Source organism: Mucilaginibacter sp. CAU 1740 (assembly GCF_039839285.1).
Taxonomy (GTDB): Bacteria; Bacteroidota; Bacteroidia; order Sphingobacteriales; family Sphingobacteriaceae; genus Mucilaginibacter.
The window spans coordinates 686786-703629 of the sequence record NZ_JBDOQS010000002.1; the positions used below are offsets into that span (position 1 = coordinate 686786).

Annotated in this window: 10 protein-coding genes; 8 read left to right on the forward strand and 2 right to left on the reverse strand. The window is 43.1% G+C overall.

Annotated elements, in window-relative coordinates:
• The first annotated feature begins 8 nt into the window (after positions 1–8).
• The 3 genes from AAFN85_RS07035 (at position 9) to AAFN85_RS07045 (ending at position 8248) form a co-directional block, all read left to right on the forward strand.
• Positions 9–1547 carry a RagB/SusD family nutrient uptake outer membrane protein gene (locus AAFN85_RS07035; RefSeq protein WP_347526364.1) on the forward strand — a complete coding sequence of 513 codons (1539 nt, stop codon included), beginning with the start codon at positions 9–11 and terminating at the stop codon, positions 1545–1547.
• A gap of 70 nt (positions 1548–1617) precedes the next feature.
• Positions 1618–4920 carry a VCBS repeat-containing protein gene (locus AAFN85_RS07040; RefSeq protein WP_347526365.1) on the forward strand — a complete coding sequence of 1101 codons (3303 nt, stop codon included), beginning with the start codon at positions 1618–1620 and terminating at the stop codon, positions 4918–4920.
• Positions 4907–8248: a VCBS repeat-containing protein gene (locus tag AAFN85_RS07045; RefSeq protein WP_347526366.1), complete on the forward strand. Its 3342-nt coding sequence runs from the start codon at positions 4907–4909 to the stop codon at positions 8246–8248. The genes AAFN85_RS07040 and AAFN85_RS07045 overlap by 14 nt, the downstream gene beginning before the upstream one ends.
• A 100-nt stretch (positions 8249–8348) precedes the next feature.
• Here the strand turns inward: AAFN85_RS07045 and AAFN85_RS07050 are convergent, their stop codons facing one another.
• Entirely contained in the window at positions 8349–9281 is a 933-nt protein-coding gene (locus AAFN85_RS07050) for a hypothetical protein (protein WP_347526368.1), read from the reverse strand.
• Between the two features lie 233 nt (positions 9282–9514).
• Between AAFN85_RS07050 and AAFN85_RS07055 the strand changes: the two genes are divergently transcribed.
• From AAFN85_RS07055 to AAFN85_RS07065, 3 genes are read left to right on the forward strand one after another with little or no spacing between them, the layout of a single operon-like run.
• On the forward strand, positions 9515–10843 hold the full coding sequence (locus AAFN85_RS07055; RefSeq protein WP_347526369.1) for a vanadium-dependent haloperoxidase: 1329 nt from the start codon (positions 9515–9517) through the stop codon (positions 10841–10843).
• A gap of 31 nt (positions 10844–10874) precedes the next feature.
• A complete protein-coding gene (locus AAFN85_RS07060; RefSeq protein WP_347526371.1) occupies positions 10875–12914 on the forward strand; it encodes a glycoside hydrolase family 65 protein in 2040 nt (679 codons plus the stop codon).
• Between the two features lie 8 nt (positions 12915–12922).
• Entirely contained in the window at positions 12923–13450 is a 528-nt protein-coding gene (locus AAFN85_RS07065) for a hypothetical protein (protein WP_347526372.1), read from the forward strand.
• Between the two features lie 45 nt (positions 13451–13495).
• Here AAFN85_RS07065 and treA read toward each other — a convergent pair whose 3' ends face one another.
• The gene (treA, locus tag AAFN85_RS07070) at positions 13496–15088 is read right to left on the reverse strand and encodes an alpha,alpha-trehalase TreA (protein WP_347526373.1); all 1593 of its coding nucleotides are present in this window, start codon (positions 15086–15088) and stop codon (positions 13496–13498) included.
• A gap of 174 nt (positions 15089–15262) precedes the next feature.
• Here treA and AAFN85_RS07075 point away from each other — a divergent pair, with 174 nt between their 5' ends.
• Together AAFN85_RS07075 and AAFN85_RS07080 are read left to right on the forward strand one after the other, a co-directional pair.
• Positions 15263–16417: a glycoside hydrolase family 130 protein gene (locus tag AAFN85_RS07075; protein ID WP_347526374.1), complete on the forward strand. Its 1155-nt coding sequence runs from the start codon at positions 15263–15265 to the stop codon at positions 16415–16417.
• Positions 16418–16496: 79 nt separating this feature from the next.
• Complete coding sequence (locus AAFN85_RS07080) at positions 16497–16811, forward strand: hypothetical protein (RefSeq protein ID WP_347526375.1); 315 nt, start codon at positions 16497–16499, stop codon at positions 16809–16811.
• The last annotated feature ends 33 nt before the right edge of the window (positions 16812–16844 follow it).

Genomic DNA, 16844 nt, shown 5'->3' on the forward strand with positions numbered 1-16844 from the left:
ATATTAGCATGAAAAGAAGAGCATCAATAGCAGCTATTAGCGGTATAATACTTTTAACTGCCGCAAGCTGTGCAAAATTAAATGAGAAAACCTACGGTTCGGTTTCTGTAGATCAAGGCGGTGCCGCCTCTTCAGCAGATCTTAACGGCGTTTATTCTCAACTATACGGCCAAACAGATCAGGCCAATACATACGCTTTACAAGAGCATTCAACAGACGAAATGATGGGCCCAACCCGCGGTACCGACTGGGGTGATTTTGGAACCTGGCGCAAGCTACATACGCACACCTGGACGCCATCACACAACCAGGTTAGCGATACCTGGGATCAATTGAACATCGGTGTATTCCGTGCAAGCCAGGTTATATCAAGGGCAACTGATAACAAGATCAAAGCTGAAGCAAGTTTCCTTAGGGCATACTTCATGTTCCAGGTGGTTGACTTATATGGCCAGGCCCCGTTTCGTGATCCTACGGCACCTAACTCGGCTACGCCTATTGTATATAACCGTAAAGACGCCACCGATTTTATTATCAAAGATTTGGAATTTGCCGACGCCAATCTTACTACATCTGCAAACATAGGTGTAGCAAACAAGGCGGCAGCCGATGCATTATTGGCTAAAGTATATTTGAACAGGGCTGTATACACCGCTACAACTGTTGGTGGTCCGTTTACCTTTGCCAAAGCCGATATGGATAAGGTTATTGAGTATGCCGATAAGGTTACAGCTGCCGGTTATACGCTTGAACCGGCCGGTAAATACTTCCAGGATTTTGCATGGGACAACACTGAGCAATCGCACGGTAATATCTTCGGTATTTACAATACACCTACCAACGTACCTGCATCATCAAAAAACCGTTGGAAAATGGGTTTGCACTACAACCAGACACCTGATGGATGGAATGGCTTCACTACTCTGGCCGATTTCTACAAATCGTTCGAAGCAACCGATGAACGCCGTGGTGTTGATTATCCGGGCTTAACTGATAAAGTTGGTTTACGTGCAGGTTTCGCCATTGGGCAGCAATATGGCCCTGGCCACGTTGCTTTGAAACAAAGGGGCGGTCAGCCGTTGGTGTTTACCGAGGTTGTTAACCTTAACTATTCAACCGAAGCGCAAGGTATCAGGGTATTCAAATACTTCCCGCACCCTAACGCAGATGGAACTGTTACCGATAGCGGAGAGGATAATGACTATGTAATTTTGCGTTATGCCGACGTTTTACTTGAAAAAGCAGAAGCTATTTTACGTGGCGGTACAGCTACCGGTGGCCAAACAGCCTTACAGATCGTTAATCAAATTCGTACCCCTCGTGGTGCATCGGCTTTAGCATCGCTTGACTTAACTGCCATGCTTGCCGAACGCGGTCGTGAAATGTACTGGGAAGGCTGGAGAAGGAACGACCTGATCCGCTTTGAGAAATTTAACGATCCGGTTGATCAGCGCCCAGCTAAAACAGATAAAAGCAAAACTGTTTATCCAATTCCTCAACGCGCGGTTGATACCAATCCTAACTTGAAACAAAACTCAGGTTATTAATAATTGAGATTTATTTGATTGAAAGGAACGTAGCGGAGTATTCCGCTACGTTTGTTTTATCTTCATTTATATGCGTCTAAAATTACCCCTCATACTTTTTTTTGCCGCTATCATCATTTTATGCTCATGCAACAGAGGTAATAAAGCCACCTTGTTTACGCTGCAGGATAACGAAGCGATAGGCATCAATTTTATAAACCAGTTAAATGATCAGGACCGTACTAATGTATTTGCCTATCGCAACTACTATAATGGCGGTGGTGTGGCTATTGGCGATGTAAATAACGATGGGTTAAACGATGTTTATTTAACGTCAAACATGGGAGGTAACCAGTTATACATTAACAAAGGCAACTGGAAGTTTGAAAACGTAACAGATAAGGCAGGCGTAAAAGGTACAAAATACTGGAGCACGGGCACCACCATGGTTGATATTAATGGCGATGGATGGCTGGATATTTATGTTTGCCATAGCGGCAATGCAAGGGGTAAGGAAAAAGGAAACGAACTATTCATCAATCAGCACGATGGCACATTTAAAGAAGAAGCCGAAAAATATGGCCTGGTAGATAATGGGTTATCAACCCAGGCCATATTTTTTGACTATGATAACGATGGCGATCTGGACTGTTTTGTATTAAATAACTCGTTCAGGCCAATAGAATCGTTTGACTTTAGCCAGAACCTACGTGCTGTAGTTGATGAACTTGGCGGTGCTCGGCTATACCGCAATGATGGTGGGCACTTTACCAACGTAACCAAAGAGGCGGGAATTTATTCGAGTGATATTGGTTTTGGTTTGGGGGTATCAGTTGCTGATATTAACCAGGATGGCTACCCGGATATTTATGTATCTAATGATTTTTTTGAGCGGGATTACCTCTACATTAACCAAAAAAACGGAACTTTTAAAGAAGATATCCAGGAGCTTACCGGCCACCTGAGCCTTGCCTCGATGGGCTCGGATATTGCCGATATTAATAATGACGGACGCTATGATATCTTTACTACCGAAATGCTGCCCGAAGGGGATAAACGCCTGAAAAGAGTAACCTCGTTCGAATCGTATGATGTGATCAAGGCCAAACAACGCGACGGTTATTATAATCAGTATATGCAAAACTGTTTACAGGTAGCCAACGCCGATGGCACTTTTTCCGAAACGGCTTTTTACTCGGGAGTAGCCGCTACCGACTGGAGTTGGGGCGCGCTGATGTTTGATATGGACAACGACGGCTGGAAGGATATTTTTGTATCAAACGGTATTTACAAAGATCTTACCGACCAGGACTATATTGAGTTTTTAGGTAACCGCGATAATATGGCCAAAATTGCAGAGGGCCGTAAAAAGTTCGATTACAAAGATTTTACCGATAAAATGGCCTCAACGCCGGTATCGAGCTATGCATATCTTAATAACCACAACCTCACTTTCACTAATAAATCGGCAGACTTTGGTTTAGATAAGCCATGTTTCAGCAACGGTTCATCCTACGCCGATCTGGACAACGACGGCGATAACGATTTGATTGTAAATAATGAAAATTCGCTTGCTTCAATTTATAAAAACAATGCCGAAAAAAATGGCAATCATCATATTCAGATAAAGCTTAAGGGGATGGGGTTAAATACTTTTGGCATTGGTGCCACTATAAAAGTATTTATGAAGGGCAGCGCGGTGCTGTACTATAATCAGCCAACACGGGGTTTTCAAAGCTGCACTTCGGCAAACCTGCTCACCATTGGTATGGGCAAATATACCATGGCCGATTCGGTTCAGGTGATTTGGCCCGGTGGCAGTTATCAACTTATTAAAAATGTAAAAGCCGAAGGTGTTTATACTTACCGGCAAGCAGATGCCAACCTGAAATATAATTGGAACAAACCCGCCGTTAAAACGCTGTTTGCCGATGTTACCAAAGCGATATTTGATAGTATCCCTAAACACAAGGAAGATGATTTTATAGATTTCGATAACGAGCGACTGATGCTGCAAATGCTCTCGACAGAAAACCCCTATATGGCAACTGCCGATGTTAATGGTGATGGACTGGACGACTTCTATTTCGGTAGCTCGAAAAATAGCTTCGCAGCCATCTACATTCAGCAAAAAGATGGCCGGTTTAAACAAACCATTCCGCCCGATTTTGCGAAACAGGAATACATTGAAAACGCGGGTGCTGTTTTCGGTGATTTTGATGGAGATGGCGATCAGGATTTAATTATTGGCGTGGGCGGTAATGCCGATGAGGCCGAAACACCGGTTTATAATCCACGCTTTTTTATAAACGATGGAAAAGGAAACTTTACCCGCGATGCAGGCCGGACTTTGCCCGCGGCTGTTAATACTTCAGTAGTTGTATCTGCCGATTATGATGGGGATGGTAAGCCCGATCTGTTTATTGGCGGCAGGAGCGTGCCGGGACTGTATGGCTGTTCACCAAGATCATACGTATTTCACAACGATGGCAACGGGCATTTTACTGATGTATCTGCACAGGTTTTAGGTGCCGATACCAAGTTAGGAATGGTAACCACAGCTAAATGGGCCGATATTGATAAAAATGGTTCGCCCGATTTGATCGTTGCCGGTAATTGGATGGGGATCCGGATATTTAAAAACAACAAAGGCAAGTTTACCGAAGATAAACAGCTTAATAATTATAAAGGCTGGTGGAGCAGCCTAGAAATTGCTGATGTTGATGGCGATGGTAACCTGGATATTATTGGCGGTAATATAGGCCTTAATTCAAAATTCAGGGCCTCGTTTGATAGGCCGATGGAGATCCACGTTAAAGACTTTGATAACAACGGCACCAAAGAATGTGTTACATCCATGTACAGAAGCGACGGTATAAATTACGTTTTCCATATGAAGCCCGATCTGGTAGGGCAGATGCCGATACTGAAAAAGCGGTTTTTAAGATATGTAGATTACGCAGGTAAACCTTTTAATGAGGTATTTACTGAAGATATGCTTCAGGGGGCCGAAACACACCAAATGAATTTCCTGGCTTCGGCGGTGTTTTTTAATAAAGGCGGTAACTTTACCTGTAAACCCTTGCCTGCCGATGCTCAATTATCAATGGTGAATACCATTTTGTACGATGATATGGATAACACCGGCAAACCAAAAATAATTTTAGGCGGCAACTTTTACGGTTTTAAACCCGAAGTTGGGCGACTTGATGCTAACCGGGGACTGGTTTATCAATATACAAAAGATGGTTTTGTGTATTCGCCCTCTGCAACAACGGGTTTAAACTTGAACGGGCAGGTACGCTCATCGGCAATAATAAAAAACAGTAAAGGCAACAAATATTATCTGTTTGGTATTAACGACCAACCGCTTAAAGCTTATGAACTACGCTAACATCTACATAATGCTGCCGGTTAAAAGGATTCTATCATTGGGTTTTATGTTTGGGCTTGCGCTGGTATGCCTGTTTTCGTGCAAGCAAAAAAAGGTAGGAGAGGGTATATTTAAATTATTGCCCGCTACCCAAACTGGTGTGGGCTTTATCAATAAAAACATCGTATCCGACTCGGTAAACATTTTGGACTACCTGTACTTTTATAATGGGGCTGGAGTAGCCTCGGCCGATTTTAATAATGATGGCCTGCCCGATCTGTATTTTGTATCCAACCAGGGCGATAACAAACTTTACCTTAACAAAGGAGGGATGAAGTTTGAAGATATCACCACCAAAGCAGGAGTGGCTGGTGCCGGCAACTGGAAAACCGGTGTAACCATAGTTGATATTAACGGCGACGGCCTAAAAGATATTTATCTGAGTGTGGTATCGGGCTACAAAACTTTTAAAGGTAAAAACCAGCTTTTCATCAACAACGGCGACCTTACTTTTACCGAAAGTGCCGCCAAATATGGGCTTGATTTTGCAGGCCTTTCAACACAGGCCTCTTTTTTTGATTATGATAAAGATGGCGATCTGGATGTGTTTTTGCTCACATCATCGGTACATAGTAACGATACTTACGGCGATTCGACCCAAAGGTTTAAATATAGCCATGACGCCGGCGATCACCTGTTCAGAAACGATAACGGGCATTTTACCGATGTTACCGCCGGGTCGGGCATTTACTCGGCACCCATAGGTTACGGTTTGGGGTTAAGTGTTGGCGATTTAAATAACGATGGCTGGGACGATATTTACGTAAGCAACGACTTTTTTGAGCAGGATTATTATTACATCAACCAAAAAAATGGAACTTTTAAAGAGCAATTGAAAAGCGCCTTTGGGCACACCAGCCTGTTTTCGATGGGAAACACAATCAGCGATATCAATAAAGATGGGCACCTTGATGTGTTAACTACAGATATGCTGCCCGAAGAAATGAAGGTGCTTAAATCAACCATAAATGATGAGCCACTGGATGTTTATAACCAGGAAGTTAACGCCGGATATTACTATCAATATTCAAAAAACTGCCTGCAACTTAATGTGGGCAACGGCAAAAAGTTTGTCGACCTAAGTTTGTACAGCGGCGTATCTGCAACCGATTGGACATGGAGCCCCCTGGTACAGGATTTTGATATGGACGGCAAAAAGGATATGTTTTTTAGTAACGGCATTAAACGCCGCCTAAATGATATGGATTACCTGAAATACCTGGGCGATCCTTCGGTAATGCAGGCTTACAAAGAGAGCCGTGTTTTTGATAAGGATAAGATCAATAAAATGCCCGAAGGTGGCGTTCATAATTACTTTTACCGTGCTGATGATAACCTGAAATTTACCGACGCATCATCAGTTAATGATATGCAACAGGCATCGATATCGGCAGGTGCGGTGGCGGTTGATCTGGATAATGACGGCGACCTGGATATCGTGACCAACAATATGGACGAAGCGGCATTCATCTACCGAAACACAACTACCGAAAGCCATAAAGGCACCAAGCCCGATTATCTGAAGTACACAGTAAAATATAATGCAAATAACCGTGATGGTATTGGCACCAAGTTGTTCCTAAAATCGGGCAATCATATTGATCATCAGGAAATACAAACCAGTAATGCTTACGAAAGTAATTTAAACAACGAACTGCTATTCACTTTTGCACCAGGAGACAAGCCGGAACAACTTTTAGTGGTATGGCCGGATAATAGTTACCAGGTAATAAAGGATTTTATGCCCGGCGAAAAAATTGTTATCAGCTACAATAAACAATCGGTTGATAGCGGCAAACAGATTGCTCAGGTTATTGACAACTTTATCAGCAACAAGCAACAATTTGCCCAACAGCCTGTGCAAACTACGGTTTTGGCTGAAGTGAAAACTTTTGACACCCCCGATTTTAATTACTATTCATTACTGCCCCATACTTATTTACCGCACACCCCGGCCATAGCGGTAGCCGATGCAAATGGCGATGGGCTTGATGATATTTACGTTGGCGGAATAGCGGGAGAGGAAAAATATCTGCTTGTAGCGGATCAATCGGGTGCTTTTAAAAAGGTTAAGGTGCCTGCTTTTGATCATGATAAAGATTTAGGCGATGAGCAGGCACTTTGGGCTGACGTTAATAACGATGGTAAACCCGATCTGATAGTAATTGCCGCCAATCACCCATTTTTAGAACCAGAAAAGCTGGCGCAGCCACGCTTATACATCAATAAAGGCAATTTGCAGTTTGAGTATCAACCATTACCTAAACTAAACTACCAGGCTTCAAAAATTACGCTATTTGATTTTAATGGCGATGGTTTAAAGGATGTTTTATTTACAAGTGCCACATCCTTTAGAGATTATACCGCGACAATACCAGCCTCGATATTGATGAACAAAGGCAATGGCAAATTTGAGGTAAGCAACGATAAGAGTTACGACGAAATAAGGAACCTATCTTACGTTACGGACATTTCGGTTACCGACATCGATCATAATGGCAAGCCTGACCTGTTGATCACTGCCGAATGGCAGCCCATTGGCATATTTTTAAACGATGGCAAAAAACTAACGCGGTTTTCTTCGTCTGCACTGGATAAGCAAAAGGGTTGGTGGCAATCCGCTTTAATTACTGATGTGGATGGTGATGGCAAGGCCGATCTGATAGCTGGCAACTGGGGACTTAACAATAAATACAATGTTACCGCCGATGCCCCGCTTTACGCCTACAACAATGATCTGGATAAAGACGGTAAAAACGACATTATCTTATCCTATAATTACAAGGGCTTGTACTATCCGTTTCGCCCCAAAAATGACCTGGAGCAGGAACTGCCTTACATTAAAAAAGAATGGCTTAGCTACCAAAAAATGGCCGACAAAACTACCGACGAGGTTTTTAAAGATAGGCTTGATGATAGTAATAAGCTTACGGCTAATCAATTCAGTAGCATTTTTGTGAGCGATGTGCTGCACGCCTCATCTGTTACCGAATTGCCTTATCTGTATCAGCAAGCGCCAATAAGGTCGGTATTGAAAGGTAGTAATGGCGAAATTTTGTTAAACGGCAACTTTTGGGGTGTAGTACCCTACGAGGGTAAGTATGACGCGCTTGGTTTGGTTTCGCTGGGTTATGATAAACAACAAAAGCAATTTAAAGCCCCCAACTATTTTATAAACGCGGCATTTAATGGGCAGGAGTTAACTTACCTGGCTGAGGTTAAAAACGGTAAGCAAAGTAGTTATGTGGCGATAACTTATGATGGTAGAATCCTACTTGTAACACATTAAACAGCATTTCAAATGTTCACTTTACGCTCATAATCTTGCGCTCGTCTATGACGAGTGCTTAACATAGTTTTGCGTTTATAACGCTCTCCTATGTTAAGCACTATAAAATAGGATAGTAAATTTTAGTTATCCATTTTGAAGTGTCCTTTTCGGCTTGCCTATCAGTAATAAGCGATTGATACCACATGGCCGGCGAAACTAACCTGTGATCTTTCATATAAGCTTTCATCTGGTTTACGGCATTATTGGTGGTATTTGGCCCGCCAACTACATCGGCTACCAGTAAATTACTGCCTTTGGGCATGTTGTTAATAGTAATGCCGCCTTCTGTTGGTATCCTTTTATTAATTGGCAGCGCAATGTTTACCTGATACGCCTCGTCATCTGTTTGGGTAAGGTTAAGCATTGGGAAGTTAGTTTCAGTTGCCCCCTGGTTTTTGGCCAGTGCTTTCAAATTGGCAATCACAGCATAGAGTTGTGCAATCGTCGGCGTATTTTTATAAGTGCTTGAGGTTGTTAATAAAACGGTATCCTTAATGTGGTTCAGGTAAATTTTATAACCATAGGTGTTCCGTTCGTCTTCCAGAAAGTTTTTCAGTTTATTTAAAATATCAGCCACCTGCAAATTCACACGTTTTGCGCCATTGTAATTTGTAAGCCAGGCAAATGTGCCGCTTTCGCCTTGACCATCAGCATCCCATTTAACTTTAACAGCACCTTCGTCGGCAGCAAGGTAACTCATATCGCTGTTATAAACTAAGTCGTTGCTTTGTATTTTAAGATACACATCGCTGTTGGTAGTTTTTGTGATATAAAAATCTGTGCCCTTAAAGCGGTAGTGGTTATCAGCTACCTTTTCTCCGGGCCACCATTTGTCCCAGCCGTTTTGTGTGATCAAAAATTTGGAGGCGACTACATCAGCCGCGTCGATGGATACGGCTTCGCCAATAACAAGTTTAGTTGGGATTAGAAAATAGGCTATCGCTGCGCATAGAGAAACAGCAGACAAAACAATCAGAAAAATCTTCTTCATTCAGTTTATAAAAACACGGATAACAAGGGTGATAAATTTAATAATATTTAACGCATTTATGTGGTAAAGCAGTATCAAATAATCAAACAAAAAAATGCGGTATGAGGGCCAAAAAACATAGCTGAATATGCGGTAGCATACTAAAAAAAGCTTATATTGGCTGTTGATCAATATAAATGAAAGGCGGAATTTTCCTGATTTACCGGCCCGATTTTTAACCTATTTTATAACTTATGAGATCCTTTTTATTTTGCTTTGTCGGTGTATTATTTTTATTCACATCCTGTAAAAAGCCCGACTATGAAAAAGTAATACACGATCCCGAATTGTATCGGGTAACAGTAAAGAAGCTGAATGATATTGTGCTCGAGAATAACTTTCCGCCGGTAACGGCTTCCCGTAATTATGTTTACGCCAATATTGCGGCCTATGAAGTAATAGCCTCCGGCGATCCGGAGCATTTTCGTTCGTTATCCGGGCAGATCAAGCACTTGCCCGCAGTGCCTAAGGCTTCAAAGGATACCGCGGTCGATTATCAGTTTGCCTCCTTATTGGCATTTTGCACAGTAGGTAATGCGGTAACTTTTCCCGAAGGTAGTATGGATCAATACGTTGAAAGCCTGAAACAAAAAGCTAAAGATGCTGGTATGCCATCAGCCCTGTTTGAAGGTTCGGTAAACTACGCTGCTAAAGTTGCCAAATTTATATTGAAATGGAGCAAGGGCGACCATTACGCCCAAACCCGCTCGGCAAGTAAATACACTGTGAAACAGCAGGATGGTAGATGGATCCCTACACCGCCGATGTATGCCCAGGCGCTGGAAGCACATTGGGGCGAGATCAGACCGATGGTATTGGATTCTACAGCGCAATTTATACCGCCAAACCCGCCGGCATTTAATGTAAAAGACCATAACAGCCCGTTTTATAAGCAAGCGGTAGAGGTAATGCAAATTGTTGACAGCCTAACCAAAGAGCAAAAACACCAGGCCGATTTTTGGGATGACAATGCCTTTAAACTCAATGTAGTAGGGCATGCCTCGTTCGCTACTAAAAAGTTCTCGCCGGGAGGGCACTGGATGAATATCACCGCTGTGGCCACCCGTGCCAAAAAGATGGATTTCGGCACAACAGTAAGTGTTTACACCGAAACCGCAGTGGCATTGTTTGATGGTTTTATCAACTGCTGGTATCTGAAATATCGCTCAAACTATGTGCGCCCCGAAACTATCATTACCAAATACATTAATGCCGATTGGCGACCGTATATCCAAACGCCGCCATTCCCGGAGTATAGCAGCGGCCATGCTGTAATATCATCAGCGGCTGCCGAGGTGTTAACCAGTAAAATAGGCGATGATTTCGCCTATACCGATTCGTCAGAAATGGAATTTGGCATCGAACCTTTATCTTTTAAATCCTTCCGCGAGGCTGCAAAATCGGCAGCTATGTCCCGGGTAATGGGAGGCATCCACTTTAAAAATGCCTGCGTTATCGGCAACAAACAAGGCGGTGAAATAGGACAGCTGGTAGTTAAAAAGCTGCAATTGAAGGTAAAGTAATACTGAGGTTTTGTATTTTAAATTATTGATAGTGAATAAAATAGTAAAATATACTTTGTGCTTTGCTTTGCTGCTGCCGGTGTTGACCAAAGCACAAAGTATCGATGCCTGGAAAATAAAAGCGGATAAGATAGATCCTGCAAATTACTATGGAATTACCGTAGCCAATGGGATGATAGGTATTGTATCGGCCCCCGAACCATTCAAGGTTAAAAACGTGGTATTGGCCGGTGCGTATGATCTTTACGGCCGTGGTAGGGTAAGCAATTTCCTGAACAGTTTTAACCTGCTCAACATGTACCTGGAAATTGACGGCAGGCGTATCGACGCAAAAAACATCAGTAATTTTAAGCAGGAGCTGGACATGCAACATGCCGCCTTTACCACCAGTTTTGATTATGGCGATAAAGCGAGTATTAAATACACTTACTACTCATTAAGGCAGTTACCTTTTACTGTGTTGATGGATGTTTCGGTTACCGCCAAGCAGGCCATCAATATTACTTCGGCCAGTGTAATGGAAGCGCCCGATGCTTTGAAAGAGGTGCAAAATTACTACAATGAGATAGATAGGCCGCATGTTACCATCAGCCTGCTTACATCTACAGCAAAAAGCCCAACAGGCAAAATGCAGCTTTGTGCTTCAACCTCGTTTTTGTTCAATGAGCCGCACGGCCAGGAGCCGCGAATTATCCATGAGATGTGGGATAACAACATGCACCTCATGAAATTTAGCAAGGCGATAACTGCCGGGCAAACCTACAGTTATGCGGTAACGGGATCATCCATAACCTCGGCCCACCACGCTGACCCCTTGAACGAAGCTGAACGCCTCACCATTTTTGCCAAATTGGAAGGCCGCGACAGGCTCGTCAAATTTCATAACAAGGCCTGGGATGAACTGTGGACGAGCGACATCCAAATTGAAGGCGATGATCAATCGCAACAGGATATTCACAGTATGCTGTATCATCTGTATTCGTTTTCGCGGGCTGGTACAGCTTATTCACCATCGCCTATGGGGTTATCGGGTTTAGGTTATAATGGTCACGTTTTTTGGGATTGCGATGTTTGGATGTACCCGGCCATGCTTGTTTTGCATCCGGAAATTGCTAAATCCATGGTTGAATATCGTTTTGAACGTTTGGATGCTGCCCGAAAAAATGCCTTTTCGCATGGTTATAAAGGAGCGATGTTCCCATGGGAAAGTGCCGATAGCGGGGTAGAGGAAACGCCGGTTTGGGCATTGAGTGGTCCGTTCGAGCATCACATTACTGCCTGTGTAGCCCTCGCCGCGTGGAACTATTACTGTGTAACCCAGGATAAACAATGGCTACGTGAAAAAGGTTGGCCGATCCTATCGGCCACTGCCGATTTTTGGGCAAGTCGGGTTGAACGTAACGGCACCGACCATTATGATATCAAAAACGTAGTTGCCGCCGATGAGTGGGCCGAAAATATTGATAACAATGCGTTCACCAATGCCGCGGCCAAAGCCAATCTGCTAAATGCCACCGCTGCTGCGAAAATATTGGGCGAAAAAGCAGATGCCGATTGGGTGAACGTTGCTCAAAATATCCCGATACTAAAACTGGATAATGGCGTTACCCGCGAGCACGCTTCCTACAACGGCGAAGGCATAAAACAAGCCGATGTAAACCTGCTGGCCTATCCGCTTAAAACCATAACCGATCCTGCACAGATAAAAAAAGACCTGGAGTACTACGAAACCCGTGTACCTAACGAAGGTACCCCGGCCATGACCCAGGCTGTTTTCGCCTTGTTATACTCCCGTTTGGGTAATGGAGATAAAGCATTCCACTTTTTTAAAGATGCCTATGAGCCAAACTTGAATCCACCATTCCGGGTAATTGCCGAAACCAAAGGTGGCACTAATCCTTATTTTGCTACGGGAGCAGGTGGCATCATTCAAAGTTTGCTGATGGGTTTTGGTGGTTTGGATATTACTCCTGCAGGCATTGTGCAGATCAAAAGTAAATTGCCGGGTAATTGGAAATCTTTGAAGATAACCGGGGTGGGGATGAATAAGGCGACTTATACTATTCGATAACATTGTTCATGAATGTTAACTGTTTAAGATTATTAGCTATCGTAGCCTCGCTGCTGCTGGCTGATTGTAAGGGGAAAAAAGAGCCAGAGATCATAAAATTTGAGATAGCAAATGATGGTGGTGACATGCCTTTTAAAGGTAAAGTACTCGCTATAGATAATTCGTTGAATTGCCAATTTTATGGTGACGTAAATTCAGGAAAGAGTGGCTTTTTTGAAGGGGAGATTGATTCGAAATTATGGGATAATATCGAGAAGAAGTTATTGACGATAGACTATAAACCTCTTGACGAAAGTTTAGCCGACGCATCTAATTTTGAAGCTGTGGTTTATTTAAAAAATGGCAATCGATATCATATACACAGACATATAGGTGTGAAATCAACGAACGGTGCTGAAATACTCAGTCAAATTTTAGATACCTATAAACAGATCAAATTAATTCCGGTAAAGCGAAAGATAAAATTCGAAACAACTTATCAAAACCCTCCGCCGGTTCCGCCGATGACCAGAAGCTTTTTACCTCCCAAAATATGAGGTTGACTTAGCAGGCTTTATCGTAGCAGACTAAATACGGTTTCTTTAATTTCTCACCTCCGCTGGTGCTTTTTCCAACTGCTCTGTATCAATATGATAACGATTGACTAAATGGAGCAATACCCCATTTGTCCACCCAAAACCATCCTGCAAAGGATATTCGCCGCCACCCGCGGTTAATTGCGTATCAACCACATTGTATTTCTCCAGTAACTTACCAGTCTGCCTGAATACCCGAATGTTAAGCTTCAACCATCTGGTAGCTATTTCTTTAGCCAGTGCGTTGTAGTTATATTTCTCCAGGCCATCAATAGCCATGTATTGCAACGGCGCCCAGCCATTTGGCGCATCCCATTGTTGACCCGAAAAGTTTTGTGTGGTTACCAGTCCGCCGGGTTTTAGGAAGTTGTTTTTAAGGCCATCGGCTACAAGGCGGGCCTGCTCATCGCTGGCAATTTTAAATTCTAAAGGAAATTCTCCGGCAAGGGTTTCTATCGGCGATTGCTGTTTAAGCTTCCAGTTATAATCATCAAACCAGCCTGTTTTTTGGTGCCAGCAATATTTTAAAATAGCTTCTTTGCGCCGGCTGGCCCTGTACCTGTACATCTTGGCAAGTTTAGCATTTTGGATTTGATTGAGACTGCGGGCAATGGTTAGCTCCATGTTGTACATTAAACAATTCAAATCAACTGGTATAATATCAGTGGTTTGGATAGTAGGCAACTTGCCTGATGAATCAAACCAACGCGTGCTGAAATCCCAGCCAGATGCCGCGGCAGCACGGATGTTTTGGTAAAACTGCGCCGCCGACTGATTGCTTTCCTTTGCCGCGTCAACATCTTTAATGTATGATTCTTCGCGCGGCTGATCGCTTTCATCCCAGTAACGGTTCAGTACTTCGCCATCGGCCATGCGTACAACCCGGTGCGCGGCTTCTCCATGTTTTACGCTCATCGAACCTTGCATCCAGTATTCGTATTCCTTGATCAGCTGTGGCCTAAAGCGCAGCAGTACCTTTTCGCCTTCAATTTTTGCCAGCAGGTTTACCATCATGGCAAAAAATGGCGGTTGCGACCGGGTAAGGTAGTAACTCCGGTTTCCGTTGGGGATAAAACCATATTTATCAATCAGGTAAGCAAAATTCTCCACCATGTTATGGATCACTTTGGTTTGATGGCTTTCCTGCAAACCAAGCATGGTAAAGTACGAGTCCCAATAATAAATTTCGCGGAAACGCCCGCCCGGAACAATGTATGGATTAGGCAGCGCAAGGGTAGAAGAGAAGGGTTTAGCCTCGTCGGGATGCCTTTGTAGTACCTGCCATAAAGTATCAATATGCTTACGGATACCGGCGCTTATATCGGTCTGGAAATTGTTATGCCCTATCGGGACCTCGAAATTTGCCAGCACAAAAGCTTTCAGGTCAAAACCTGGTTTATCTTTTTGCTCGTTGTATGCTTTCATGATCTCAGCTGGATCCCGCTTAGGCGTAGCATCAACAAAAGTTTTGTTATCCGGGAAAATGGTTGACGATTGAACAGCTTCAAATAAGCCGGGAAACTGTTGCCTTGGTGTAGGCGTTTGCGCCTGAGTATGTAGGGCTATAAATAAAAATACGAGTAAAAATAGTTTTCTCATCAGCATGAAATTGTACCCCTTTGGCAGGATGGGTGCGGTTTATAATAGTATATAAATTTAGTGTTTTTGATGATAAAACAGATGTATCGTGTTTGTTTTCAATGTTTTTTAACGATATTATCAGCGTTAAAATTATTGACACCTGCCGATTACAACCAATTATTCTGCCTGCTTATGATATTCAAATTTTTAAAGCTGAAAACGGCGCTCATATTGCTTTTATTTGGCGAAGTTTGCTTTGCCCAATCCACAAAAAATGTGTTGCCTAAATGGGCATTTGGAGGTTTTACCCGTCCGGCAAATGTAAACCCTATCATCTCGCCCGATACTACATCGAGGTTTTTGGATCCGATGAGTAATAAGCAGGTTCAGTGGGAAGCTAACGATACTTTTAACCCGGCAGCGGCTATCAAGAATAACAAAATCGTGGTTCTGTATCGTGCTGAAGATCTTTATGGCATAGGCATCGGTTTCAGAACCTCTCGCCTTGGCTATGCGGAAAGCAGCGATGGCATTCATTTTACCCGTAAAAAAGGTCCGGTACTTTACCCGGATAACGATGTATCCAAAAAATATGAATGGCCAGGCGGCTGCGAAGACCCGCGCGTTGCCGTTACCCCGCAGGGTACTTACGTTGTGTTTTATACCGAATGGAATCGTGAACTACCCCGCCTGGGCGTAGCGACGTCGACAGATTTGATCCATTGGAAAAAGAACGGCCCCATATTCAAAAAGGCTTATAATGGTAAGTTTTTTAATATTGCCAGTAAATCGGCTTCCATTTTAACGCAGGTGGTTAATGGCAAGCAAGTGATCATTAAAACCGGAGGAAAATACTTTTTATACTGGGGGGAACATCATGTTTATGGTGCTACCTCAACCAACCTGGTCGACTGGTCGCCGGTTATTGATATGAAAGGTGAGTTGAAAGAACTGATGTCCCCACGGGATGGCTATTTTGATAGCGACCTAACCGAATGCGGTCCGCCCGCCGTCATGACTAAAAACGGCGTGATCCTATTTTACAATGGCAAAAATAAGCCTGCCGAAGGCCGCGATACACGTTTCAACTCCAACTCGTATTGTGCCGGGCAGGCATTATTCAGCGCGAAAGATCCGCAGAAATTTGTATCGAGGCTTGATTTACCATTTCTACGCCCGATGGCCCCCTTCGAAAAAAGTGGTCAGTATGTAAATGGAACGGTTTTTATTGAGGGAATGGCCTACTTTAAAAATAAGTGGTTTTTATATTATGGTTGCGCCGATTCAAGAGTAGGGGTAGCTATTTATGATCCTGCTAAACCGGCCGCTCCCGACCAATTGGAATAAAATTGTGAAAAAATGTGCATGTTGATTTTGGTTGTACTCCCAAAACGTTTATCTTCATGGTTAAATAATTTTATATCACATGCTTTACACCCTAATCCTGATTGCTGCAGCTTTTTTTATTGCCCACGTAGTTTTATTATTTACATCATTTAATAACGCAAAATTAAAGGCTCCCCGTTATTTTTATTCGCATCTAACTTTGTGGCTTACAGGTTTAACCGTTTTTGTATTAGCGTTTCTTTACAGCGGCACCAATCAATCAGGTTTTTTGGATTACTTTGACACAACTACTAAAAAGTCGTACATCTTTGTATTCACTTTCGGCCTTTCATTAGTGGCGCATTGCCTGGTAACTTTTGTGGTTTTGCCGCTGTTGCGCAAATCAAAAGTATAATTGCAAATATTAAGCAGGTTCTGAACAGAACCT

Coding starts and splice junctions, on each gene's coding strand:
- AAFN85_RS07045 (WP_347526366.1), top strand. CDS start 4,907: ATGAACTACGCTAACATCTACATAATGCTGCCGGTTAAAAGGATTCTA.
- AAFN85_RS07050 (WP_347526368.1), bottom strand. CDS start 9,281: ATGAAGAAGATTTTTCTGATTGTTTTGTCTGCTGTTTCTCTATGCGCA.
- AAFN85_RS07055 (WP_347526369.1), top strand. CDS start 9,515: ATGAGATCCTTTTTATTTTGCTTTGTCGGTGTATTATTTTTATTCACA.
- AAFN85_RS07035 (WP_347526364.1), top strand. CDS start 9: ATGAAAAGAAGAGCATCAATAGCAGCTATTAGCGGTATAATACTTTTA.
- AAFN85_RS07040 (WP_347526365.1), top strand. CDS start 1,618: ATGCGTCTAAAATTACCCCTCATACTTTTTTTTGCCGCTATCATCATT.
- treA (WP_347526373.1), bottom strand. CDS start 15,088: ATGAGAAAACTATTTTTACTCGTATTTTTATTTATAGCCCTACATACT.
- AAFN85_RS07080 (WP_347526375.1), top strand. CDS start 16,497: ATGCTTTACACCCTAATCCTGATTGCTGCAGCTTTTTTTATTGCCCAC.
- AAFN85_RS07075 (WP_347526374.1), top strand. CDS start 15,263: ATGATATTCAAATTTTTAAAGCTGAAAACGGCGCTCATATTGCTTTTA.
- AAFN85_RS07065 (WP_347526372.1), top strand. CDS start 12,923: ATGAATGTTAACTGTTTAAGATTATTAGCTATCGTAGCCTCGCTGCTG.